The following is a 24682-nucleotide window of genomic DNA, read 5'->3' on the forward strand; positions in this document are numbered from 1 at the left end:
ACTATCTTCCAGACAAAGCGACAATGCGCCTTTAGATCGCTGAAGGCCGCATTACCCCTCATCCGCCCTTCGGGCACCTTCTCCCCGTAAACGGGGAGAAGGAAAGGCTTCTCACTTCGCGAATTCCGCCGGATCGAAATCGTACTGCGTCGAGCAGAATTCACAGGCGACGTGGATGCCGCCATCCTCGGTCGAGTCCTTGATCTCCTCAGCCGAAAATCCTGCGAGGATGCTGCTGATTTTCTCGCGCGAGCAGGAGCACTGGTCGGCGACCGGCACGCTACGGAAGACGCGCACGCCGTGCTCATGGAACAGACGATAGAGCAGCCGTTCGGCGCCCACCGTCGGGTCGATCAGCTCGGTCGGCTCGATGGTGCCGAGCAGCGCCAGCAATTCCTGCCAGGAATTGTCGGCCGGCTGATCGGTAACGTCGCGCGGATCGCCGTCGCCGCCCGAAATATCCGGCACCCGCATACGCTCCGGCGCCTGCGGCAGGAACTGCGCCAGGATACCGCCGGCGCGCCACTGCTCGCTCGCGCCGCCGGGACCAGGCGTCACCAGCTTGGCGACCGACATCCTGAGCTCGGTCGGGATCTGTTCCGACTGGCGGAAATAGGTGCGCGCCGCGTCTTCCAGCGTCTCGCCGTCGAGCTGAACGATGCCCTGATAGCGCTGCGTGTGTTCGCCCTGATCGATGGTCAGCGCCAGCACGCCGGTACCGAGCAGCGCCTGCTGGGAGGTCTCTCCCGCGGCAATCAGCGCCTGCAGGCGGTCGGCATCGAAGCGTGCATAGGCGCGCAGCGCATGCGGCGTGGAGAAATCCGCCACCAGCATGTCGACCGGCCCGTCGGTGCGGGTCTGCAGGATGAACTTGCCCTCGAACTTCAGCGAGGTGCCAAGCAGAACCGTCAGCACACAGGCCTCGGCCAGAAGCCGGGCGACCGGTTCGGGGTAATCGTGGCGGCTCAAAATAGCGTCGAGCATCGGCCCGAGCTGCACGGTGCGACCGCGCACGTCGAGCGGCGCGACCTCGTAAGGCACGACATGATCGTCGCCGGCGAAGCCGAATTCACCGAGTTGAGGTTGATGGTGCTCAGCCAAGGTATGGGTTTCCAACATGACAATACTCCGGGGCGCAACCATGCCGGCCCGCGGGCCGCATGCGTCGAAGCGCGTTCAATTTACGTGATGGCCCGCAAATAGGCATCACATATCCCCGGATCAAGTCGGGATATCCCCTGTATCGGTCGCGCTGGAGGGGTTCACTGCTTAACGAAAGCAGCGGACCCCTCCAGCTATTTGTCTTTGCGCAATCCCGGACGGAAAACCGTTTCACACTTTTCCTGGAATTGCGCCAGATCAAGCGCCCAGGCACCAGGCCAGTACCGCTTTCTGGGCGTGCAGCCTGTTCTCGGCCTCGTCGAAGACCACCGAATGCGGCCCATCGATCACCTCGTCGGTGACCTCCTCGCCGCGATGCGCCGGCAGGCAGTGCATGAACAAAGCGTCGGGCTTGGCCTTGGCCATCAGTGCCGCATTGACTTGATAGGGCAGGAAGACGTTGTGGCCGCGGGCGCGATGCTCCTGGCCCATCGACACCCAGCTGTCGGTGACGACGCAATCCGCCTGATCGACGGCTTCTTCGGCCGAGCGGGAGAATCTGACCTTGCCGCCATTGGCCTTCGACCAGTCGACATATTTCTCGAACGGCTCGCTGCCTTCCGGCACCGCCACATTGACGTCGAACCGAAACCGCGCCGACGCCTCCAGCAGCGAATGCAGCACGTTGTTGCCGTCGCCGGTCCAGGCGAAGGTCTTGCCTGCCACCGGACCGCGATGTTCTTCGAAGGTCATGATGTCGGCCATCAGCTGGCACGGATGGGTGTCGTCGGTCAGCCCGTTGATGACCGGCACGGTGGCGTTGTCTGTCAGCTCCAGCAGCCGCTCATGCGAGGTGGTGCGGATCATGATCGCATCGACATAGCGCGACAGCACCTTGGCGGTGTCGGCGATGGTTTCGGAGCGGCCGAGCTGCATCTCGGTGCCGGTCAGCATGATCGTCTCGCCGCCGAGCTGGCGCATGCCGACATCGAAGGACACGCGCGTGCGCGTCGAGGGCTTGTCGAAGATCATGGCCAGCACCTTGCCTTCGAGCGGTTTCGAGCGCTCGCCGGCTTTGAGCCTGGTCTTTCGCGCCACCGCGTCGTCGAGCATGACACGCAGGTCGCCCGCGGAAACAGCGGATAGATCAGTGAAGTGGCGAACACTCATCGGCGGGGTTTCCAGAAATTACTTGGCGGCTTCGGCCGCGATCGCGTCGGTCAGGCCCTTGGCGCCACCTCGGATGCGCTTCAGCGCCTCGCCGATTTCTTCGTCGGTGACGGTGAGCGGCGGCAGCAGGCGGATGACATTGTCGCCGGCAGGCACCGCCAACAGGTGCTGGTCGCGCAGCGCCATGTTCACCTTGGTGTTGGGCATGGCGCATTTCAGGCCGAGCATCAGGCCAATCCCCCTGATGTCCTCGATGACATCGGGAAATTCGTCGGCAACCCCGGCCAGGCCCTGCTTCAAAAGCAGCGCCTTGCGCTGCACGTCCTCGAGAAAGCCTTCGGCCAGCACCACATCGAGCACCGCGTTGCCGACCGCCATAGCCAGCGGGTTGCCGCCGAAGGTGGTGCCGTGCACGCCAGCGGTCATACCGATCACGGCCTCGTCGGTGGCCAGGCAAGCGCCCATCGGGAAGCCGCCGCCAATGCCCTTGGCGATCGCCATGATGTCGGGCGTCACGCCGGTCCATTCATGCGCGAACAGCTTGCCGGTACGGCCGATGCCGCACTGGACCTCGTCGAAGATCAAAAGCAGACCGTGCTGGTCGCAGAGTTGGCGCAGCCGCTTCAACGACTGCGTCGGCACCGGACGGATGCCACCCTCGCCCTGCACCGGCTCGATCAGGATCGCCGCGGTCTCCGGCGTGATCGCCTTCTCGGCGGCGTCGATGTCGTCATAGGCCACCTGATCGAAACCCTCGACCTTCGGGCCGAAGCCTTCGAGATATTTGTACTGTCCGCCGGCGGCGATCGTCGCCAACGTGCGGCCGTGGAACGCGCCCTCGAAGGTGATGATGCGGAAGCGCTCGGGCTCGCCCTTGACGAAATGATAGCGCCTGGCCGTCTTGATGGCGCATTCCAGCGCCTCGGCGCCGGAATTGGTGAAGAACACCTTGTCGGCGAAGGTGGCATTGACCAGCCGCTCGCCCAGACGACGCTGCTCGGGAATCTCGTAGAGATTGGAGACATGCCAGAGCTTGGCGGCCTGCTCGGTCAATGCGGCGACCAGATGCGGATGGCTGTGGCCCAGCGAATTGACCGCGATGCCGCCGGCAAAGTCGAGATATCGCTCGCCCTTGTCGGTGACCAGCCAGGTCCCCTCCCCATGGTCGAAGGCCAGGGGTGCGCGAGCAAAGGTCTCGTAAAGCGCCGAACCGCTCATTATATGCGTCTCCGGAACCGGAAATCAAAAAAGCCGCCAATGCGGCGGCCTTTGCGGCTTATGATGTTTTTCGGCCATGAAGTCAACGAAAACGTCGCGCAGAAGCGCGCGGCAAAGCCCCCCGACGGCGCGCCGGCTCATCAGCGGCCCGCAAGTTGGGGAAAACCGAAAAAACCGATTCGTGTTGCCCTGGGGACTCTTGTCACCGAGTCAGCGCATAAGGTAATTGTAGTCGAGAAATAACTAGATTTCGTGCGGCGGACCTAATCACCCGGTACATGTGGTGTCGTTTGCCCGGCGAGAGCCGGGGCGGGAAAGGATTCTGACTGCCGTACGCCTCACAGGAGCGCGGTCTCATGAACTGGACTGACGAGCGGGTCGAACTTCTCAGGAAATTGTGGTCGGAAGGTCTGAGCGCCAGCCAGATTGCCGCTCAGCTGGGCGGAGTGAGCCGCAATGCCGTCATCGGCAAGGTCCATCGCCTGAAGCTGTCGGGCCGCGGTCGCGCGACAGCCGCCCCGGCGCGGCAGAAGAAGACGGTGCAGGGCGCCTCGATGCAGAAATCGGTAGCCCGCGCGGCCAGCACCTCGCGCCATGGCCATGTGACCGCTTCCGTCGGCGCAACGGCGCTGCAGATACAATTCGACGCCGAGCCCGTGGCGCGCCATTACATCCGCCCGGTCGAGAACGTCGTCGTGCCGATTTCGCGGAATCTGCAGCTCGTCGAACTGAGCGAGCGCACCTGCAAATGGCCGAACGGCGATCCGCTGTCGGAGGATTTCAGCTTCTGCGGCAATGAGTCAGCCGAAACCGGCCCCTACTGCAAGTACCACTCCCGCGTGGCGTTCCAGCCGGCGGGGGATCGCAGGCGCAATCGCTGAGTGGGTAGTGAGTAGTGAGTAGTGAGTAGTGAGTAGTGAGTAGTGAGTAGTGAGTAGTGAGTAGTGAGTAGTGAGTAGTGAGTAGTAAATGCGGCGCAGAGCGCGGTTTCACCACTCACTAATTTCTACCGACTCACTTACAGCCACCCATTCTTCTTGAAGCGCCAGTACAAGAAGGCGCAGATCAGCGCGATGGTGCTCAGGACCATCGGGTAGCCATATTGCATCTTCAGTTCCGGCATGTCGGTGAAGTTCATGCCGTAGATGCCTGCGAAGGCTGTTGGCACCGCCAGGATTGCCGCCCAGGATGCGAGCTTCTTGGAGATCGCCGTCTCCTGGCTCTGGCCGACCAGCAGGCTGGCTTCGAAAGCGAAAGCCAGCACCTCGCGCAGGCTGTCGATCTTCTCCTGCACGGTGCGGATGTGATCGGTCACGTCGCGGAACAGCGGATGCATGGCGGCATGGATTTGCAGCAGCTCGGCGCTGGTCAGCCGGCGGCAGACCTCGACCAGGGGCAAGGCCGCGTTGCGCAGCCTTAGAAGATCGCGGCGCAACATGTAGAGCCGCTCGATATCCGGGCCGGTCATCGGTTTCAGCAGGACCTTGTCCTCGATCGCCTCGACCTCGTCCTCGATCTGCTCCAGCACCGGCATGTAGTTGTCGACGATGAAATCCAGGATGGCGTAGAGGACGAAATCCTCACCCTTGGCCAGCGAGTGCGGGCAGCTTTCCCAGTGCTGGCGCACGGCGGCGTATGAGGTCGACGGACCGTGCCTGACCGAGACGATATAGCCGGTGCCGACGAACAGATGCGTTTCGCCGAAGGTGACGCGGCCCTCGATAAGCTGCGCGGTGCGCGCGACGATGAACAGGGCGTCGCCGTATTGCTCGATCTTCGGGCGGGCATGCGGATGCTCGGCATCCTCGATCGCCAGGTCATGCAGGTGAAATTGCGCCTGGACCCTGAGAAGGAGGTTGCGGTCCGGCTCGAGCAAACCGATCCAGACGACGTGGCCCGGCTTTCGCGCCCATTCGCCCGCGTCCTCGATCGCGATGTCGGCAACGCGCTTGCCGCCGGTATAGACGCTTGAGGCAATGATCCCGGACGTCGACTGCGGGGCCGGGGTCAGGTTCCGAACTTGTTCCATCGCAACCTCCCGCGCTAGCGCCTGGCGGATCGCCGCGCCTGGAGCGTTTCACCGTTCCAGGAACGGCAAACCCGCCCTATCTCCCTGTTCTGCCGGGGAGCTTAGCCTAAATTAGACAATCGTTCGAGAGGCAGGCGTTCAATTGGCCGGGACTGCCGCCGCCGAAACCACGACCTTGTCGGTCTTGTCGCTTTTGGGCCGGTCGACCGGCATCTGGTCGCCGGTGACGATGTAGTAGATGGTTTCGGCGATATTGGTCGCGTGATCGCCGATGCGCTCGATGTTCTTGGCGCAGAACAAGAGATGCGTGCAGGGCGCGATGTTGCGGGGGTCTTCCATCATATAGGTCAGGAGCTCGCGAAACAGCGAGGTGTACATGGCGTCGATCTGGTCATCGCGGTCGCGCACGAAGCCGATCCGCTCGACCGAGCGCGAGGCGTAGACGTCGAGCACTTCCTTGAGCTGCGTCAGCGCCAGATTGGCGAGGGCCTCAAGACCGCGGAAAAGGCTGGTCGGCTGGCGGCCGTCGACCGAGGCCACGCGCTTGGCGACGTTCTTGCCGAGGTCGCCGACGCGTTCGATGTCGGCCGAGATGCGGATTGCGCCGACGATTTCGCGCAGATCCGTCGCCATCGGCTGGCGCTTGGCGATGATGATGATCGCCTTGTCGTCGATCTCGCGCTGTCCTTCGTCGAGGACGAGATCGTCCTGGATGACCTTCTGCGCGAGGCCATGGTCGGCATTCACCAGCGCCGTTACCGCCTGCTCGACCATGCGTTCGGCATGGCCGCCCATCGCCGCGATGCGCTTCGACAGAAATTTCAACTCTTCATCATAGGCACTGACGATATGGACGGACTGCATCTATATGCCTTCCCGGTTTGTGCCGGCTAGAGCGGTTCACCGTTTCGCGGAAACGGCGATCCGCTCTATCTTTTGTTTTTGACGCAATTCCGAACGGAAAACCGTGTCACACTTTTCCTGGAATTGCTCCAGTTCGTTTCCTCAATCCGTCGCTGATACGCGAACCGCATGACAGAAAGAAGAAAATACCGGTTGGCAACCTGTAGCCGATCAGCGAGCCGGCAAATGAACCGTGAACGCCGCGCCCTTGCCAACTTCCGACTTGATCGACAACCTTGCGTTATGTCGTGTCAATATATGCTTGACGATCGAAAGGCCAAGTCCGGTGCCTTTCTGGGTGCGGCTCGATTCGACATCGACGCGATAAAAGCGCTCGGTGATGCGCGGAATATGCTCTTCGGCAATGCCCGGGCCATAGTCCCTTATGGAGACGTCGACGCCCTGGCCGTCCTCGCCGTCGGCAATCGATACGGTGACGTGTCCGCCTGACTGGCCATATTTGCAGGCGTTCTCAAGAAGGTTTTCGAAGACCTGGAAGAGCTCGTCGCGATCGCCGGGAACGACCAGCGGTCCGGCGGCGAAATCGCGTTCGATGACGACACCGTTCTCGCTGGCCAGCGGCGCGAGCGAGTCGATGACACTGTCGATGGTCTGGCGAAGATCGACCTCGGTGCCCGGCTTCAGATAGGGCTTCATCTCCAGCCGCGACAGCGAAAGCAGGTCGTCGATCAGGCGTGCCATGCGGCCGGTCTGGTTCTGCATGATCTGCAGGAATTGATCGCGCGCGGTCGCGTCATTGCGGGCCGGACCGCGCAACGTCTCGATGAAGCCAGCGATCGAAGCAAGCGGCGTGCGCAGCTCATGGCTGGCATTGGCGATGAAGTCGGCCCGCATGCGATCGATGCGGCGCGTCTCGCTCTGATCCTTGAAGACAAGCACATAGAGGCCGGTGGCGTGGCCAACCGTGGAGGCGCTGACCCGGTAAGTCCGCTCCACAGGCAGCTTTTCGGTGTAGTCGACGACGTCGGACGCGATCTCTCCCGCAAGGATGCCGTCCAGCAATGCCTGCATCTCCGGCGCGCGGAACTTGAGCGACAGCGACATGCCCGGCGCCAGCCCGCCAAAGGCGGCGAAGGCGGCGGCATTGGCATGAACGATGGTGGCGGAATGGTCGAAGATGATCAGCGGGTCGGCGACCGCGGCCGCCAGGTATTCGCCGGAAAGCCGCTGCAGTCCGATGGCCTCGATCGCGGCTGCCTCATTGGCCGACTGACGCTCGTCGGCGAGCGGCAGCATCGCCGCGGCGATCAGCGCGACCATGGCCAGCAGCGGCACATAGATGGACGTGCCGGCGAAACCATAGACGACGACGACCGCAACGACGGCAACGGCAAGCAGCCAGCGGCCGCGCCACAATCGCGCCGCCAAGGCTTGTTCCCCGTTGTGCCCCGCGCTTGTCTCCGCCATAGGCCTGCGTTACCCCGCTTGCGATCCGGCCAACTTCTCGCTGGACCGGCCTTGCGCATGGGCCCCTGAAAATCAGGATCGATTTTCGCAAAGGTTCATGCGCAAAATCAAAGTTCTACAGCGATTTTGCGCCCCAAAGGGGGCAGGCGCCGTAGAGGCTCCATAGCACGAGTCCGCAAACTGGAAAGGTTCGTCTGGATGAAAAAAGCCAAGGAAACGGCGCAAGCGGTGCCGGCCACAGGGCCGATCAAGATCAAGATCGGTGGCAAGGAACGCGAGTTCGACATCGACAATCCGGTGCTGCCGGACTGGATCGAGGACAACAAGCTCACCGCCGGCGACTATCCTTATGACAAGAAAATGAAGGGCGAGGACTACGAGAAGGAGCTCGAACAGCTGCAGATCGAGCTGGTCAAGGCGCAGGCCTGGCTGCAAAAGACCGGCAAGCGGGTGATGGCCTTGTTCGAAGGCCGCGACGCCGCCGGCAAAGGCGGCACGATCTTCGTGCTGCGGCAATATATGAACCCGCGCACGGCGCGCAACGTGGCGCTGACCAAGCCGACGGCGACCGAGACGGGGCAATGGTATTACCAGCGCTATGTCGATCACTTCCCGACGTCGGGCGAGTTCGTCACCTTCGACCGCTCCTGGTACAACCGCGCCGGCGTCGAACCGGTCATGGGCTTCTGCACCCCGGAGCAGCACGAGAAATTCCTCGACGAGACCCCGCATTTCGAGCGCATGATCTCGAACGAGGGCATCCATTTCTTCAAATTCTGGCTCAACATCGGACGCGAGACACAGCTCGAGCGGTTCCACGACCGCCGCTGGTCGCCGCTGAAGAACTGGAAATTCTCACCGATCGATATCGCCGGCGTCAGCAAGTGGGACGACTACACTAAGGTGCGCGACACGATGTTCGAGCGCACGCATAAGGAGTTTGCGCCCTGGATCATCGTGCGCGCCAACGACAAGCGCCGTTCTCGGCTTGCCGTTCTGCAACACATTCTGTCATCGCTGCCTTATGACGGCCGCGACGGCGATATCATCGGCAAGCCGGATAAGAAGATCATCGGCGAAGGACCGTCGTTCCTGAAAGATTAGATTACAGCGCCGCGGACCTTTCGGTTACGCGGCGCTGAGACTTTCATGCCTGGCGCTCAGGCCGCCATGCGGGCGATACGCTGCAGACGCTTCAAGGTGACGTCGTCCTGAAGCGCCTGCTGGAACAGCGTGATCTCATGGTCGATGCGGTCGCACAGCACGTCCGTATCGCCCTTGAGCAGGCTACGCGTCTGCAGCAATGCGGCGACCGGCTTCTTGGCGAGCTGTCTTGCTCTCGCCATGGTTGCCTCCTCCGCACTGCCTTCCGTTACGATCTCGCCCACCAGTCCGAGCGCCCTGGCGTCTTCGACGCCGAGTGTGTCGCCCAGGCAGAAGAAGCGGAAGGCGCCGGCATAGCCGAGCTTCTGGGGCGCCAGGATCGAGGTCGCCGCGTCCGGCACGAGGCCGAAATCGACGAAGGGCACCCTGAAGGTGCTGCCCTTCGAAGCGATCACCATGTCGCAGTGGAACAGAATAGTGCAGCCGACGCCGACGGCGTCGCCGTCGACACAGGCAAGCACCGGCTTGGGAAAGGTCGCCAACATGCGGAACATGTCGGTGACGGCGGCGATCAGTTGCTGGTGCTTGGTGGCGTCGAGGAACTCCGAGAAGTCGCCGCCAAGGCAGAAGCAGCCGGCAAGGCCACGCAGCATGACGACGCGGACTTCGTCATTGGCGGCCGCGTCGTGCAGGGTTTTGGCGAGGCTCGCATAGGCGTGCCTGTCCAGCACCGGACGGCCGTCATGCGAGGACACCGTGACGACCAGCGTATGGCCGCGCAGGTCTGGTTCGGGATGAAAGCTCATGACCGTCTCCAAACCTACGAGGCCTGCTTCAGGCCGAGCTGGCCGGGATAACCCCGGTTCAACACCGGCAGGTGGTGGTTGCGACGCTGACGCACGACATCGAGCGTATGCTCGGTGAAGGTCAGCAGCGTCGCCACGACCTGCTGGTTGCCGTAGGTACGCTGGTAGCCGAGGGGCTTCGCCAGAAAGTGCAACTGCAGCGCCCGCAGGACCCACATCGGCTCGAACTCGATGATCACCTGGTTGACGCCGCGCTTGAGGCCCCATTCGACGAAACCGGCGATCAGCTCCGTGCCGACCGTCGAGACGCCGCGTTTGCCGTCGCGAAAGCCCTGGGCCACTGCATAGCGGGTCAGTTCCCAGACATTCGGTCCGCGGGGCGACGCGCCCTCGCAGAGATCCTGCAAAACGTCCGTCAGAAGATGCGGCCGTGTCGTCGGCAGCATGCGCTGGTAGCCAGCAAGTTCGCCATTGCGGATGACGAGGTGGTGTTCGGCCTCGTCATGGTCGAACTGATCGATCTCGAAATGGTCCGGGCGATCGAGATCGGTCCATCCCATCTCCTCGACGAAGATCTTGTAGCGTAGCCGATGGACGGCCTCCCAGAGGTCGGGACGTTCCATCAATTCCTGTGTGGTAAGGGCAAAAAGCATCAGCCGTCTCCTAGGCATAAGAGGAAGATACGGCCGTGATGTCCCTTAGAATATTGCGCGAACGCGCAGGCAAGAATTTCCAGGCCGGCACGGCCGACCTAGCTAATATAGCCGCGCCTAATCGCCTCTGCGACTGCCTGCACCCGGTTGGCGGCGCCGAGTTTGCTCTTGGCGTTAAGAAGGTGTTTCTCGGATGTATGTTCCGAGATACCGAGTATCTGAGAAATCTCCCATTCGGACTTGCCGACGGCGGCCCACTTCAGGCATTCGCGCTCGCGAGCCGTCAACTCTATGTGATCGATGACCTTGGTCGGCTTCGTATGCAATTGCATGGCGCGGCCGATCGCATAGGTCGACGCCAGCGACACCATTCCGAATTCTTCGCCCGACAATTCCACGGCTTCGCCACCCAGCGAGACCATGACGATCTGACCGTCGAGCGTGACCAGCGGAAAGGCAAGGCCGTCGCGCAGCTTGAACTCGCGCGCATCGCCCATCACTTCGTCGCTGCCCTTGTCGACGGCGATGCTGCGAGAGGCGTCCCGCCATTGGAACGGAGCTTGCAGCTGCTTCATGTGGCTGACGACCGGATCGTGGTCGACATAGTTGCGCGCCACGTAGCGCTCCAGCCACTCGCCGGGCCAATCGCAGAGCAGCACGTGGTCCTTCTGCTGACCGCGCGGCGTGCCCGGCTGCGGCACGGTACCCGCCATCAGCGCTGTCAGGCCGAAATTGGAGGTAATACCTAGCAGCCGCTCGCATACCGCGGCTGCGGTGCCGGCGTGCTGCAACTGGTCGATATATTCCAGAGTTCTGTCGAACATGCCCATCGCAACATCTACCCCATGTTGCTTCTATCTTTCTCGTGACCGATGGTAGATGCTCGAACCGCCCTTCGCCATCAACCCCGGATTGCAAGCTGCTTGTACGCCGGTAGCTTCCCCCTTCCGGCGCACGCGAAATCACCTGCAAACGCTCTAAAGCATACGCCTAATTCGCCCACTTGAAATCAAAAACCGTTGTGCCTGCGCCATTTTCATACGAAAAGCCGTGCAGCAGAAACGCGCGGAGCCTTGGGTGACATTCCGGTGGATAGTTCTGACTATGCTGTCGTTTCTGGCCGGCATGCTGCCGTTTGCCGGCCCGAGTCAGGCCGCGGAGCCGCAGGTGCCGGTGCTGTGGGACGCCAAGGAGCGGCTGCCCAAGCCCGACCTCTCCGCGCTGCCGCGATTGAGATTCCTCACCACCACCGATTTCCCGCCCTTCAATTTCCTTGACGGTTCGGGCCGGCTGTCGGGTTTCCATATCGATCTCGCGCGCGCGATCTGCGCCGAACTCGACATCGTCGACAAATGCCAGATCCAGGCGCTGCCCTGGAATGAACTGGACGATGCGCTGCAGAAGGGCGAGGGCGAGGCGATCATCGCGGGCATCGCCGCGACGCCGGAAAGCCGCGAGAAATATGCCTTCTCGCGCTCCTACCTGCAGTTCCCCGCCCGTTTCATCATGCCAAAGGCCAAGGCCTTGGCCGAGCCGATCCTCGACAAGCTGCGCAGCAAGCGCGTCGGCGTCGTCACCGGCTCGGCGCATGAAAAGATGCTGCGTGACTATTTCAGCACCGTCCAGGTCGTAACCTTCGACAAGCCGGAAGACCTCTATGCCGACCTCAAGGCGGGCAAGATCGATGCTGCCTTCGGCGACGGCATGCGCTTTGCTTTCTGGCTGGGGGGCTCGGATGCCGCCGGCTGCTGCCGCTTTGCCGGCGGCCCCTATCTGGCGCCGGAATATCTCGGCTCCGGCATGGCGATCGCTACCCGCAAAGGCGACACGGCGCTGGCGGCGGCCTTCGACTACGCGCTGCAGGAAATCTCGATCAAGGGCACATTCGCCGAGTTCTACCTGCGCTATTTCCCGGTCAGCTTTTTCTAGCCTGCGCAATTGCGTACGGAAAACCGCTGCACACTTTTCCTGGAATTGCTTTTAGGTGAGCGTGCGCAGCCGCGCTTTGGCCGCACGGGCGATCGCCGCGACGGTCAGCGTGTCGAGATCGAGCTTGAGGCGGATGAGCTGCAGCACCCTCACCTCCTCCATGCGCATTTCCAGATCGACGGCGGCGACTTCGAAGGCAGCGGCATAGGCCGTGTCGCGCAGCCGCTCCGGCAGCGCCTCGGCGACGCCGGCGAGAACGCCTTCCAGTCCGTCCTTGCCGTGCAGCGCCTTCTGGCAGGCCTGCGCCACCGCAACCAGGCGGTCCTGGTTGAAATCGATGAACACCGGCCATGAGCGGACGACGTCGCCGATCCGCGCCAGCTCGACATCGGTCATGTCGCGGTCGGAAGCCGACGTGATCACCATCAGATGGATCAGGGCTTCGTGCGGGGTCAGCAAAGGCATTCAAAACTCCTAGAAGCGTGCATGTCGCAATCCCAAAACCGGCAGGCACTTTCGGGCGACATGCACAGGATAACAGCGCTCGAACGTAGGGACGCGATTGTGGCGCCGCAAGGAAAAGCGCCGCAAATCGTTGACGCTCCGGCTTGTCACGCCTAGAGACCGGTTGAAAACATATCGCCGTGACGACGGCGCCTGACCTGGAAGATATTTACATGACGGGATCAAACATCATCGATCTCAATCCCGAGATGCTTGCCGCGGCTGCCGAGAGCAAGGCCTGGCCGTTCGAGGAAGCCAAGAAGATCGTCGCGCGCTACAAAGGCAAAGACTTCCCCGAGACCGTCCTGTTCGAGACCGGCTACGGCCCGTCCGGTTTGCCGCATATCGGCACCTTTGGCGAGGTGGCGCGCACGACCATGGTGCGGCACGCCTTCCGCGTGCTGACCGAAGACAAGGTCAAGACCAAGCTTTTGTGCTTCTCCGACGACATGGACGGCATGCGCAAGATCCCGGAAAACGTGCCCGATCGCGCAGCGCTCGAACCCTATCTGCATATGCCGCTTACGGCGGTGCCCAATCCGTTCGGCGGCGACTATACGAGCTTCGCCGACCACAACAACGCGATGCTGTGCCGCTTCCTCGACACGTTCGGCTTCGACTACGAGTTCGCCAGCGCGACCCAGTACTACAAGTCCGGCCGCTTCGACGAAGTGCTGCTGCGGGCCGCCGCGCGTTATGACGAGATCATGGCGGTGATGCTGCCGACGCTCGGACCGGAGCGTCAGGCGACCTATAGCCCGTTCCTGCCGATCTCGCCGAAGAGCGGCCGTGTGCTCTACGTGCCGATGATAAATGTCGATGCCAAGGCCGGCACCGTGACCTTCGACGATGAGGGCACCGAAACCACCCTGCCGGTGACCGGCGGTCATGTGAAGCTGCAGTGGAAGCCGGATTTCGGCATGCGCTGGGCAGCGCTCGGGGTCGATTTCGAGATGTTCGGCAAGGACCACCAGACCAATGCCGGGATCTACGACCGCATCTGCAACATCCTCGGCGGCCGCGCGCCGGAGCATTTCGTCTACGAGCTGTTCCTCGACGAGGAAGGCCAGAAGATCTCGAAATCGAAGGGCAATGGCCTGACCATCGACGAATGGCTGACCTATGCGCCGACTGAGAGTCTCGGGCTCTATATGTACCAGCGGCCGCGGCAGGCGAAGAAGCTCTATTTCGACGTCATCCCGAAGGCGGTGGACGAGTATTACTCTTTCCTCGGCGCCTATCCCCGGCAGGAGTGGAAGGAGCGTCTCGGCAATCCGGTCTGGCACATGCATGACGGCAATCCGCCGCCCATCGACCTGCCGGTGCCGTTCGCGCTGCTGCTCAATCTGGTGAGCGCATCCAACGCGCATGACAAGGCGGTGCTGTGGGGCTTCATCTCGCGGCATGCGCCGGGCGTGACGCCGAAGACGCACCCCGAACTCGACCGGCTGACCGGCTACGCCATCCGTTATTTCGACGACTTCGTGAAGCCGACCAAGGTTTTCCGCGCCGCCGACGAGGTGGAGCGCGAGGCGCTGGCTAGGCTGTCGGACGCGCTTGGGGCACTGCCGCAAGGCGCCGACGGCGAAGCGATCCAGAACGCAGCGCTCAATGTCGCGCGCCGGATCGAGCGCTACCAGGACCATTCCAAGCAGAGTCCGGAAGGCGGACCCGGCGTGTCGGTCGCCTTCTTCCAGATGATCTACCAGGTGCTGATCGGCCAGGAACGCGGACCGCGCTTCGGCTCCTTCGCGGCACTCTACGGCATCGCCGAGACGCGCGCGCTCATTGAGCGGGCGCTGGCTGGTCAGCTGGCGGCGTAACGGCGCCGTCTGCCGCGGGCAGGATAGAATCCGGCGCGACCGGCGCCGGTTCCGATACGGCTGGCACCGCCGGCAAGCCGCCGAGGTTCGGCGCCGGCCCGAAAATGCCCTTCTTTGCCGTGCGTGCCTTGTTCTCGGCCTCGACATAAGGGCCGCCCCGCGCGGCGCGCGCCCAGCCGTTTTCGATCAGCCACTGACCGATGTCCAGGTTGCCAATATGGCATTCGGCGGAAATGGTGTCGCGTCCACCCTCCGGCGGCACCGTGCAGGCGACAGCCCGGCCGCGCAGCAAAGCGCGAAACGCCGTCCTGGCACGAACCCCGCATGCCCAGCTCTTGCCCTCGTCGCTGCAGGTCTCTTCGGCCTTGACAACGTCGACGCCGGCGATGGCGACGGCGTAGCCCTTCGCCTCGATCAATCCGGCGGCGGTGGCGACGGGCTGGAACAGCTTGGTGCCGTTCCAGTCGCCCGGCTTCTTCCATTTGGGTGGCTTTGGCGGACCGGCCAGCGCCAGGTCGCTCAGCGGGGCACGCGGCTCGACGCGTTGGAGTTCCTCATCCGGAAGAGCGGGTGGCGCGACGATCTCGGGATCGATCGCTCTCGAATGGATGACCGGCTTGGGCGGCTCGGAATTGGCAGGCGCGGCAATGGCCGATGTCGCCGGCTCCTGCGTCGGCGTATCGGCGCCGGCAGCGGGCGACGGATCGCTGCTGCCGGGCACGGAGGGCGTGTCGGCAACCGGATCGATCTGATCGACGGTGATGGCGCTTTCATGGCCTTTCAGCGTGCGTCCGCCGGCGACGACAAGCGCCGCCATGACCGGAATTGCCAGGACCGCCAGGATGATCTGAAGAAGCCGCACCAGACCGGACCTACTGGCTTGCCCAGACGATGCGCGCCACCCATTCGATCTCGCGCGTCGGTATATCGCGGTCCGGATGGGTCGGATTGAGCGACACCAGCACGATCGATTTCACCGTCTGGCGGTCCAGAACCTTGGCCATGACCTCGCCGGCGGTTGTCTTGACGACGACGCGGTCGCCCTTGCGGGTCGGGGCGCCCGGCTCGACGATCAACACGTCACCGTTGCGATAGAGCGGCAGCATGGAATCGCCCTGCACCTGCAGCGCATAGGACGTCTCGGTTGCCCGCGCCGGCAGCTCGACCAGGTCCCAACCCTGCCCCGCCGGGTAGCCGGCATCGTCGAAGAAGCCGCCCGCGCCAGCCTGGGCGAAGCCGAGCAGCGGCACGGCGCTGCGCGGCTGAGCGAGGAAAGAGCCGGCGCGCCCCTCAACAAGGCCGGTGAATTCTTCCAGGGAGGCGCCGGTGGCCTCGATGATCTTGGCCAGCGATTCCGTTGAAGGCCAGCGCGGGCGGCCGTCGGACGACAGGCGCTTCGACTTGTTGAAGGCGGTCGAATCGAGGCCCGCGCGCCGGGCAAGGCCGGAAGCCGACAGCGAATAGCGCTCGGCAAGGGCATCGATCGCGGCCCAGACGCGGTCGTGTGAGAGCAATGCCGCGCTCCTTTAGAACAGGAAAAAATACCTCTCCTGTCTAGCGCGCAGCCGCCTCGATGTCCACCGTCGAAGCCGGCGGATCGTGAAAGAAAGCTTATGGCTGTCGCTTCCCGGTGTCGGCTTATCCGATTCCGGCCAGAGCCTTCGGCAGGCCCCGCTTGAGTTCCTCTGCATTCATCACAGGCACGAAATCGACGGCGGCATTGAAAGCCAGGAAGAACCGCTCGCCAAAATAAGGCATCTCGGAACTGTCTTTCACGTCGACGAACAAATAGGCCGTCCGCTGACCCTTCTCGGCGGTGAAATACGCCGCCTCCGGCTTCAACTCGGACAGGCTGTGTTCGATGAATTTCCCCATGCTGCCGTCCTTGAGCGCCTTGTTGCCTTCCACGGTCGGAACGGTGACTTTCAGCATCATACGCATGATATTCGCTCCCTAGTTTTCGTTAGCGATGTCTAATGTATCACCTCGACCTTTTGCAAAAAAGCCGGCGGCGGCGCGCCTGCCTGGTCACGTCGGTCTGTGGACGCCCCCCTGCGCAACGCATCGTTCGACCGGGGCCGAAACGTTACCGTGCTTAGGCTTGGGATCGCCCTGCCGGGTCGCGCAATGGAATCCGCTGTTTTACGTGTTCCGCCACTATTTCGGCGACGCGGTCAATCTCGGCGAGACCTTCCGGGCCGAGCACTGAAGACTGAAGCAGCCGGCCTCGTCAGGCCGCCTTGGCCTGTTCGCGCAGATTCCTGTGCGAGAGCATGAATGTCCGCTCGGTCTCTGTCGGCGGGCGCGGCCTGGCGGCGTGGCCAAGCGCTGTCACGACCTCGTCGATGTCGAGGAAGCGGCGGCTGCCACGGTCATAGACGCCGCCCGTGGTCATGATAAGTGCTGCCGTCTCGCCATTGTCTAGGACGAAGCGGTGCCTGCCGATGACCGAGGTGCCTTCCCAGGTCTCGATCGACGACGCCACCTCGAAGCGCCGCCACAGCCTTATTTCACGTACATAGGCGACCTGCAGCCCGCCGATCATCGGCGCCCAGCCCTTCTTGCGCGCCAGCGCAATGAGCCCGATGCGCAGGAAGATGTCGATGCGGCCGAGATCGGCCAGCATCATGTAGCGCGCATTGTTGAGATGCAGGTTGAAGTCGATGTCGATCGGCAGGCAGCGGAAGGCCAGCCGGCTTTCGTCGCCCACCCAATAAGGGCCACGGCTGGATGCCGTGGCCATCGTGCGCGCCATGCGCCCCCAGACATACATTTCGGTTTCGTCAGGCGGCTTCCCTGACCTCACCCTTCTGATGCGGATCGAAGCGCTGGTAGAAGCTCTCGCCCTTCTCGGCCATGTCGAGCAGAAGCTTGGGCGCCTTGAACTCGGCGCCGTACTTCTTCTGCAGACCCTTGGCGATCTTGACGAAACGCTTGGCGCCGATGCCGTCGATGTAGGAGAGCGCGCCGCCGGTGAACGGCGCGAAGCCGAAGGCGAGGATCGAGCCGACATCGGCCTCGCGCGGATCGGTGACGATGCCCTCTTCCATGACGCGCACCGCTTCCAGCGCGATGGTGACCAGCAGGCGCTCTTTCAGCTCCTCATAGTCGACCTTCTCGGGCGCGAGCTGCGGATAGAGATCCTTCAAGCCCGGCCACAGCTTCTTCTTCGCGGGCTTGGCCGGATAATCGTAGAAGCCCTTGCCGTTCTTGCGGCCGAAGCGGCCATGGGTGTCGACCATGGTGTTGATCAGCGCCATCTGCTTGGCATCGACGGCCTTCTCGCCGAGATCCCGGATGGTCTGCTTCATGATCTTCTGGGCAAGGTCGACCGCCGTCTCGTCGGTCAGCGCCAGCGGCCCGACCGGCATGCCGGCAGCCTTGGCGGCGTTCTCGATCATCGGCGCCGGAACGCCTTCGATCAGCATCTTGTAGGCTTCCGACATGTAGCGCAGCACGCAGCGGTTGACGTAGAAGCCCCGCGTGTCGTTGACGACGATCGGCGTCTTCTTGATGGCGCGTACGAAGTCGAAGGCGACAGCCAAAGCCTTGTCGCCGGTCTTCTTGCCGAGGATGATCTCGACCACCATCATCTTGTCGACAGGCGAGAAGAAATGGATGCCGATGAAATTCTTCGGACGCGACGAATTCTTCGCCAGCCCTGTGATCGGGATCGTCGAGGTGTTGGAAGCGAAGATCGCCGCAGACTTCAGCACCGCTTCGGCCTTCTCGGTGGCTTCCTTCTTGACGGCTGAATCCTCGAACACCGCCTCGACGACGAGGTCACAGCCGGCAAGGTCGGCATAATCGGCCGTCGGCGTGATCAGCGACAGAAGCTTGTCCTTGTCTTCAGGCTTGGCGCGACCCTTCTTGACCTGATCCGAGACAAGGCTGTCGGAATGCGCCTTGCCTTTCTGCGCTGACTCCAGATCCCGATCGAGCAGAACGACCGGAATCCCGGCTTTCGCCGTGACATAGGCGATGCCGGCGCCCATGAAGCCGGCGCCGAGGATGCCGATCTTCTTGAACTTGGTGTCCGGCACGCCGGCTGGACGGCGGGCGCCTTTGTTGAGTTCCTGCAGCGACACGAACAGCGAGCGGATCATCGCCGCCGCTTCCTTGGACTGCATGACCTCGGTGAAATAGCGCTGCTCGATCCTGAGACCGGTGTCGAACGGCACCAGCAGGCCCTCATAGACGCATTTCAGGATCGCGGCGGCGGCGGGGTAATTGCCATAGGTCTCGCGGCGCAGGATGGCGATGGCCGGCGGCCACAGATTGAAGCCGGCGGGCGAATAGATCTGGCCACCAGGCAGCTTGAAGCCCTTCTCGTCCCAAGGCTGGACTGCCTTGAGGCCGTTTTTGATCATCGCCTTAGCGGTCTCGATCAGTTTCTTCGGCTCGGCGATCTCATGGATCAGGCCCATGGCCTTCGCCTTCTGCGGCGACAGGTTCTGGCCGCTGGTCAGCATCTGCAACGCCTGCTGCTGGTCGGTCAGGCGCGGCACGCGCTGGGTGCCGCCGGCGCCGGGGAAGATGCCGACCTTGACTTCCGGCAGGGCCATCTTGACCTTGTCGGAGTCCGCGGCGACGCGGCCGTGACAGGCGAGCGACAGTTCGAAGGCGCCGCCCATGCAGGTGCCGTTGATCGCCGACACCCAGGGCTTGCCCGACGTTTCGAGCTTGCGCCACAGGGCGCCCATGCGACCGGCATTGTCGAACAGAAGCTTTGCCGCTTTCTCTGGATCCTTGGCCTTCTCCCCGACGAACACGGCAAGCATCTTCTGCAGCATGGTGAGATCGGCACCGCCGGAGAAGCTGTCCTTGCCCGAAGTGATGACCGCGCCCTTGATGCCGGCGTCGGCCACAACCTGGTCGATAATCCGGTCGAGCTCGTTCATCACCTCTTCGGTGAAGACGTTCATCGAGCGTTCGGGCATGTTCCAGGTGACCAGCGCGATGCCATCGGCGTCGGTGTCGACCGTGAAGTTGGTATAAGTCATATCTGTCTCCTTCCGGCCGAAATCAGACGCGTTCGATGATCGTGGCGGTGCCCATGCCGGCGCCGATGCAGAGCGTGACCAGCGCCGTGTTCAGGTCGCGGCGCTCGAGTTCGTCCAACACCGTGCCCAGGATCATGGCGCCGGTGGCGCCGAGCGGGTGGCCCATGGCGATCGCGCCGCCATTGACGTTGATCTTGTCATGCGGGATGTCGAAAGCCTGCATGTAGCGCAGCACGACCGAAGCGAAAGCCTCGTTGAGCTCGAACAGGTCGATGTCCGACAGCTTCATCTTGGCGCGCTTCAACAGCTTCTCGGTGACGTCGACCGGGCCGGTCAGCATCAGCACCGGCTCGGAGCCGATGTTGGCGAAGGCGCGGATACGGGCGCGGGGCTTGATACCCATCGCCTTGCCTGCCTTCTTGGAACCGAGCAGCACGGCGGCGGCGCCATCGACGATGCCCGACGAATTGCCGGCATGGTGGACGTGATTGACCTCCTCGACTTCCGGATGCTTCTGCACGGCTACCGCGTCGAACCCCCCCATTTCGCCCGGCATGACGAAGGACGGATTGAGCGAGGCGAGCGACTGCATATCGGTCGAAGGCCGCATGTGCTCGTCATGGTCGAGGATGGTGAGACCGTTCTGGTCCTTGATCGGGATGACCGAATTCTTGAAAAGGCCATCCGCCCAGGATTTTGCAGCGCGCTTCTGGCTCTCGACCGCATAGGCGTCGACGTCGTCGCGGGAAAAACCGTATTTGGTGGCGATCAGGTCGGCCGAGATGCCCTGCGGCACGAACCAGCCAGGCAGGCCGACGGACGGATCCATGAACCAGGCGCCGCCCGAGGCGCCCATGCCGACACGCGACATGGATTCGACACCGCCGGCAATGACGATCTCATCGGCGCCCTGCGCGATCTTGGCGGCGCCGAAATTGATGGCGTCGAGACCGGAAGCGCAGAAGCGCGAAATCTGCATACCCGGAGCTTTGTTGTCGTAACCGGCTTCGAAGGCGGCGGCGCGCGGAATGACCGAGCCCGCCTCGCCGACCGGGTCGACGCAGCCGAAGATGATGTCGTCGACATTACCGGTGTCGAGGCCGTTGCGGTCGCGCAGCGCTTCCAGCGTGCGGGCGGCAAGCCGCACCGCCGGTACCTCATGCAGCGAGCCATCCTTCTTGCCCTTGCCACGCGGCGTGCGCACGGCGTCATAGACGTAAGCCTCAGTCATTTCGTGCTCCTTGGCTTTGCCGATCGTGTCGCTCAGAGAGAGCGCCCGATCAGCAATTTCATGATCTCGTTGGTGCCGCCGTAGATGCGCTGGACGCGGGCGTCGCGGTACATGCGGGCGATCGGGTATTCATTCATGTAGCCATAGCCGCCGTGCAATTGAAGGCATTCGTCCACGACTTTGCCCTGCAGGTCGGACAGCCAGTATTTGGCCATGGAGGCGGTGACCGGATCGAGGCCGCCAGCGATGTGGCGGGCGACGCAGTCATTGTAGAAGACACGGCCGACGGTCGCTTCAGTCTTCAGTTCAGCGAGTTTGAACTGGGTGTTCTGGAAATCGATGACCGCCTTGCCGAAGGCCTTGCGTTCCTTGACGTATTCGATGGTCAGCGCCAGCGCGCGCTCGATCATGGCGATGGCGCCGGTGCCGATCTGCAGCCGCTCTTGCGGCAGTTGCTGCATCAACTGGACAAAACCCTTGCCTTCCTCGTGGCCGAGCAAATTGGCGGTCGGCACGCGGACATCGTTGAAGAACAACTCGGAGGTGTCGTTGGCCTTGAGCCCTATCTTGTCGAGGTTGCGGCCGCGCTGAAAACCTTCGACCTGGTCGGTCTCGACGACGATCAGCGAGGTGCCCTTGGCGCCCTGCTCGGGATCGGTCTTGGTGACGACAATAATCAGGTTGGCGAGCTGACCGTTGGTGATGAAGGTCTTGGAGCCGTTGATCTTGTAGTGGTTGCCGTCCTTCTCGGCGCGGGTCTTGACGCCTTGCAGGTCGGAACCGGCGCCGGGCTCGGTCATGGCGATGGCGCCGATCAGTTCGCCCGAGGCGAGCTTCGGCAGCCACTTCTGTTTCTGCTCCTCGGAGCCATAATGAAGGATGTATGGAGCAACGATCGCATTGTGCAGGCCGATGCCGAAGCCGTCGACGCCGACATGGCCGATCGCCTCGATGATAGCGCTCTCATGCGCGAAGGTCCCGCCGGAGCCGCCGTATTTCTCCGGCATCGAGGCGCAGAGCAGGCCGGCAGCGCCAGCCTTCAGCCAGCTTTCGCGGTCGACCATCTCGTTCTTCTCGAACTCGTCGTAGCGCGGCGCGATCTCTTCCGACATGAAGCGGGTCGCCATGTCGTAGAGCATGCCGACCTCATCCGCCGCCCAGGCGGGTTTGGGAAGGCCAAGAATGTCGGCCGGGTTGGTCGCCACGTTTATCCTCCACGTGTTGTGTGCCGACGAAGTCGGCCTTCGGCGAAGCTTAGAACGCTTCCGCCGGCAGTGCCATCAGCGCGTCCGCGCCACTGGAGATGCGGGCGAGACGACTCGTCGTCTCCGGCATGATCCGCTCCATGAAGAAGCGCGCCGTCACCAACTTGTTGTCGTAGAAAGCGGACGCGCCGTTGGCGCCTTCCGTGAGCTTTGCCTGGGCGGATCGCGCCATCTGCGCCCACATGTAGCCGAGCGCGACCAGGCCGAAGAGATGCATGTAGTCGGTCGAGGCGGCACCGGCATTATCGGGCTTGGCCATGCCGTTCTGCAGCAGCCACATCGTCGCCGCCTGCAGATCGTTGAGACCTTTCTTCAGCGCCTTGGTGAACGGCGCCAGCTTCTCGTCGGCGCGGTTTTCCTCGCAGAACTCGCCGACCTCCTTGAAGAAGGCCTGCACGGCGCGGCCGCCATTGAGGCCGAGCTTGCGGCCGACGAGGTCGAGCGCCTGGATGCCGTTGGCGCCTTCATAGATCATGGCGATGCGGGCATCGCGCACGAACTGGCTCATGCCGTGCTCTTCGATATAGCCATGGCCGCCAAACACCTGCTGCGCCATCACCGCGTGGTCGAAACCCTTGTCGGTGAGCACGCCCTTGACCACCGGCGTCATCAGGCCGGTGTAGTCGTCGGCGGTCTGGCGATCCTTGTCGTCCCCGGAACGATGCGCGACGTCGGACTTGATCGCCGTCCACAGCGCCAACGCGCGGCCAGCCTCGTTGAAGGCCTTCATGGTCATCAGCGAACGGCGGATGTCGGGATGGACGATGATCGGGTCGGCTTTCTTCTCCGGCGCCTTGGCGCCCGACAGCGAGCGGCCCTGGAGCCGATCCTTGGCGTAGGAAACGGCGTTCTGGTAAGCGATCTCTGAGACCGAAAGGCCCTGCAGGCCGACGCCGAGGCGGGCCTCGTTCATCATCGTGAACATGGCCTTGAGGCCGCCATTCAGCTCGCCGAGCAGCGTGCCCTCGGCCTCGTCATAATTCATGACGCAGGTCGAGTTGCCGTGGATGCCCATCTTCTCCTCGATGGAGCCGCAGGAGAGCGTGTTGCGCTCGCCCGGATTGCCGGCGGCATCGAGCTTGAACTTCGGCACGATGAACAGGGAAATGCCCTTGACGCCTTCCGGCGCGCCCTCGGCGCGGGCCAGCACCAGATGGACGATGTTGTCCGACATGTCGTGCTCGCCGGCGGAGATGAATATCTTCTGGCCCGAAATCCTGTAGGTGCCGTCGCCATTGGGCACGGCCTTGCTGCGCAGGAGACCGAGGTCCGTGCCGCAGTGCGGCTCGGTCAGGTTCATGGTGCCGGTCCAGCTGCCCTCGATCAGCCGGGGCAGCCAGGTGGTCTTCTGCTCGTCCGTGCCGTGGGTGACGATGGCCGCGATCGCGCCTTGGGTCAGGCCGGGATACATCATCAACGCCATGTTGGCGGAGATCATATATTCGGAAACCGCGGTGTGGACCGCGTAAGGCAAGCCCTGGCCGCCGAATTCGGCTGGCGCCGCCAGCCCCATCCAGCCACCCTCGCGGTACTGGTCGTAGGCGTCCTTGAAACCCTTGGGCGTGGTGACCGAGCCGTCGTCGTGGCGCACGCAGCCTTCCAAGTCGCCGACGCGGTTCAGCGGATGCATGACGTTCTCGGCAAGTTTTGCGCCTTCGGCGAGGATCGCCTCGAGCACGTCCGGCGTGGCGTCCGAGAAGCCCGGAAGATTGGCATAGCGCTGGTAGCCCAGCACATCGTTGAGGACGAAAAGCGTGTCCTGAACCGGCGCCCTGTAGATCGTCATGCCTTCCTCCACCCTTGCAGTACTGGCCAGCCGGCAAGTTCGCGTCCACGTTGCGGACGAGAGGCCAGACCAATGTCGATGCTCCGATAACAAATATTGACGTTTGCGTAAACGTCAACAAGGTCGCAGTCAGAAAAAATTTGGCGAGCGGCGCGATAGTCGCAACAAAAAAGCCGCACGGCTACAGCCGCGCGGCTCTTGATTTCTGTATCAAGCGCAGTTGACGTCGGCCGCGATCAGCCGGCTACGCTTGCCTGCGACGGCGCGGCGCGCTCGGTGAGCATCTGGCGCACCGCCGTCATCGAGCCGGAGAGCTCGTTGATGGCGTCGTCGATCAGCGCGCGCTGCTTCTGCAGGCGGGCGAGCTGCTTTTCCGACTTGTCGAGCGCCAGCCGCAATTGCTTGGTGTTGGAGCCACTCGGATCATAGAGATCCATCATCTGCTTGACGTCGCGCAGCGAGAAGCCGACCTTGCGGCCAAGCAGGATCAGCTTCAGCCGGGCCTTGTCGCGGCGCGTGTAGAGACGGGTCGAACCGTCGCGCTGCGGATTGAGCAAACCCTTGTCCTCATAGAACCGAAGCGTGCGAAGGGTCACACCATATTTCTTGGCCATCTCGCCGATACGGGCGAGGTCTTCGCCGGTCTCGAGCGGTACGTTATTGGTATTGGCCACGGCCTCGCCGGGCGAAACAAGTTTCATGGTCACTAGCTTTCCCCTGATGGCGTCG

Annotated in this window: 23 protein-coding genes; 4 read left to right on the top strand and 19 right to left on the bottom strand. The window is 62.9% G+C overall.

The annotated features are described in order from the left end of the window. Nucleotides 1–111: 111 nt before the first annotated feature. From AB6802_RS00085 to AB6802_RS00095, 3 genes are all read right to left on the bottom strand, one after another. Nucleotides 112–1119, bottom strand: coding sequence for an Hsp33 family molecular chaperone (locus AB6802_RS00085; protein WP_371007956.1), 1008 nt, complete (start codon nt 1117–1119; stop codon nt 112–114). 240 nt (nt 1120–1359) lie between these two features. Continuing rightward, a complete protein-coding gene (gene argF / locus AB6802_RS00090) occupies nt 1360–2271 on the bottom strand; it encodes an ornithine carbamoyltransferase (protein ID WP_371007957.1) in 912 nt (303 codons plus the stop codon). Between the two features lie 18 nt (nt 2272–2289). After that, nucleotides 2290–3489, bottom strand: coding sequence for an aspartate aminotransferase family protein (locus AB6802_RS00095; protein WP_371007958.1), 1200 nt, complete (start codon nt 3487–3489; stop codon nt 2290–2292). Between the two features lie 356 nt (nt 3490–3845). Between AB6802_RS00095 and AB6802_RS00100 the strand changes: the two genes are divergently transcribed. Next, a complete protein-coding gene (locus AB6802_RS00100; RefSeq protein ID WP_371007959.1) occupies nt 3846–4370 on the top strand; it encodes a GcrA family cell cycle regulator in 525 nt (174 codons plus the stop codon). Between the two features lie 137 nt (nt 4371–4507). Here the strand turns inward: AB6802_RS00100 and AB6802_RS00105 are convergent, their stop codons facing one another. The 3 genes from AB6802_RS00105 to AB6802_RS00115 all read right to left on the bottom strand — a co-directional run bounded on the left by AB6802_RS00105 (nt 4508) and on the right by AB6802_RS00115 (nt 7849). Next, nucleotides 4508–5518, bottom strand: coding sequence for a magnesium and cobalt transport protein CorA (locus AB6802_RS00105; protein WP_371007960.1), 1011 nt, complete (start codon nt 5516–5518; stop codon nt 4508–4510). A 138-nt stretch (nt 5519–5656) separates the two neighbouring features. After that, a complete protein-coding gene (gene phoU, locus AB6802_RS00110; RefSeq protein ID WP_371007961.1) occupies nt 5657–6382 on the bottom strand; it encodes a phosphate signaling complex protein PhoU in 726 nt (241 codons plus the stop codon). A gap of 210 nt (nt 6383–6592) precedes the next feature. Then, nucleotides 6593–7849, bottom strand: a complete 1257-nt coding sequence (locus tag AB6802_RS00115) for an ATP-binding protein (RefSeq protein WP_371007962.1) — start codon at nt 7847–7849, stop codon at nt 6593–6595. Between the two features lie 198 nt (nt 7850–8047). On the opposite strand from AB6802_RS00115, the gene ppk2 reads away from it, so the two are divergent. Continuing rightward, entirely contained in the window at nt 8048–8953 is a 906-nt protein-coding gene (gene ppk2, locus AB6802_RS00120; protein ID WP_371007963.1) for a polyphosphate kinase 2, read from the top strand. A 56-nt stretch (nt 8954–9009) separates the two neighbouring features. On the opposite strand, the gene AB6802_RS00125 is transcribed toward ppk2, so the two are convergent. The 3 genes from AB6802_RS00125 to AB6802_RS00135 form a co-directional block, all read right to left on the bottom strand. Continuing rightward, entirely contained in the window at nt 9010–9759 is a 750-nt protein-coding gene (locus tag AB6802_RS00125) for an enoyl-CoA hydratase-related protein (protein WP_371007964.1), read from the bottom strand. Between the two features lie 14 nt (nt 9760–9773). Next, entirely contained in the window at nt 9774–10412 is a 639-nt protein-coding gene (locus AB6802_RS00130) for an acyl-homoserine-lactone synthase (protein ID WP_371007965.1), read from the bottom strand. A 98-nt stretch (nt 10413–10510) separates the two neighbouring features. Continuing rightward, nucleotides 10511–11242, bottom strand: a complete 732-nt coding sequence (locus tag AB6802_RS00135; RefSeq protein WP_371007967.1) for a LuxR family transcriptional regulator — start codon at nt 11240–11242, stop codon at nt 10511–10513. Between the two features lie 274 nt (nt 11243–11516). Between AB6802_RS00135 and AB6802_RS00140 the strand changes: the two genes are divergently transcribed. After that, nucleotides 11517–12341 (top strand): transporter substrate-binding domain-containing protein, encoded by an 825-nt coding sequence (locus tag AB6802_RS00140; RefSeq protein WP_371007968.1) that lies wholly within the window; start codon nt 11517–11519, stop codon nt 12339–12341. Between the two features lie 51 nt (nt 12342–12392). Here AB6802_RS00140 and AB6802_RS00145 read toward each other — a convergent pair whose 3' ends face one another. After that, nucleotides 12393–12806 (bottom strand): tellurite resistance TerB family protein, encoded by a 414-nt coding sequence (locus tag AB6802_RS00145; protein WP_371007969.1) that lies wholly within the window; start codon nt 12804–12806, stop codon nt 12393–12395. A 212-nt stretch (nt 12807–13018) separates the two neighbouring features. On the opposite strand from AB6802_RS00145, the gene AB6802_RS00150 reads away from it, so the two are divergent. After that, the gene (locus tag AB6802_RS00150; RefSeq protein ID WP_371007970.1) at nt 13019–14668 is read left to right on the top strand and encodes a lysine--tRNA ligase; all 1650 of its coding nucleotides are present in this window, start codon (nt 13019–13021) and stop codon (nt 14666–14668) included. Here the strand turns inward: AB6802_RS00150 and AB6802_RS00155 are convergent. The 9 genes from AB6802_RS00155 to AB6802_RS00195 all read right to left on the bottom strand — a co-directional run bounded on the left by AB6802_RS00155 (nt 14631) and on the right by AB6802_RS00195 (nt 24654). Continuing rightward, nucleotides 14631–15530 (bottom strand): thermonuclease family protein, encoded by a 900-nt coding sequence (locus tag AB6802_RS00155; RefSeq protein WP_371007971.1) that lies wholly within the window; start codon nt 15528–15530, stop codon nt 14631–14633. The two genes, AB6802_RS00150 and AB6802_RS00155, sit on opposite strands and share 38 nt — an antisense overlap. Before the next feature lie 10 nt (nt 15531–15540). Beyond that, nucleotides 15541–16182, bottom strand: a complete 642-nt coding sequence (locus tag AB6802_RS00160) for a helix-turn-helix transcriptional regulator (protein ID WP_371007972.1) — start codon at nt 16180–16182, stop codon at nt 15541–15543. A gap of 124 nt (nt 16183–16306) precedes the next feature. Continuing rightward, nucleotides 16307–16609: a hypothetical protein gene (locus AB6802_RS00165; RefSeq protein WP_371007973.1), complete on the bottom strand. Its 303-nt coding sequence runs from the start codon at nt 16607–16609 to the stop codon at nt 16307–16309. 289 nt (nt 16610–16898) lie between these two features. Further along, complete coding sequence (locus AB6802_RS00170) at nt 16899–17441, bottom strand: thioesterase family protein (RefSeq protein WP_371007974.1); 543 nt, start codon at nt 17439–17441, stop codon at nt 16899–16901. Nucleotides 17442–17451: 10 nt separating this feature from the next. Beyond that, a complete protein-coding gene (locus AB6802_RS00175) occupies nt 17452–19671 on the bottom strand; it encodes a 3-hydroxyacyl-CoA dehydrogenase NAD-binding domain-containing protein (RefSeq protein WP_371007975.1) in 2220 nt (739 codons plus the stop codon). A gap of 22 nt (nt 19672–19693) precedes the next feature. Then, entirely contained in the window at nt 19694–20902 is a 1209-nt protein-coding gene (locus tag AB6802_RS00180; protein ID WP_371007976.1) for an acetyl-CoA C-acetyltransferase, read from the bottom strand. A gap of 32 nt (nt 20903–20934) precedes the next feature. Continuing rightward, nucleotides 20935–22107, bottom strand: coding sequence for an acyl-CoA dehydrogenase family protein (locus tag AB6802_RS00185; RefSeq protein WP_371007977.1), 1173 nt, complete (start codon nt 22105–22107; stop codon nt 20935–20937). A gap of 49 nt (nt 22108–22156) precedes the next feature. Next, entirely contained in the window at nt 22157–23953 is a 1797-nt protein-coding gene (locus AB6802_RS00190) for an acyl-CoA dehydrogenase (RefSeq protein ID WP_371007978.1), read from the bottom strand. Between the two features lie 236 nt (nt 23954–24189). After that, nucleotides 24190–24654, bottom strand: coding sequence for a MerR family DNA-binding transcriptional regulator (locus tag AB6802_RS00195; RefSeq protein WP_371008754.1), 465 nt, complete (start codon nt 24652–24654; stop codon nt 24190–24192). Between the last annotated feature and the right edge of the window lie 28 nt (nt 24655–24682).

The sequence above is a fragment of the Mesorhizobium sp. RCC_202 genome (assembly GCF_041355295.1).
Taxonomy (GTDB): domain Bacteria; phylum Pseudomonadota; class Alphaproteobacteria; order Rhizobiales; family Rhizobiaceae; genus Mesorhizobium.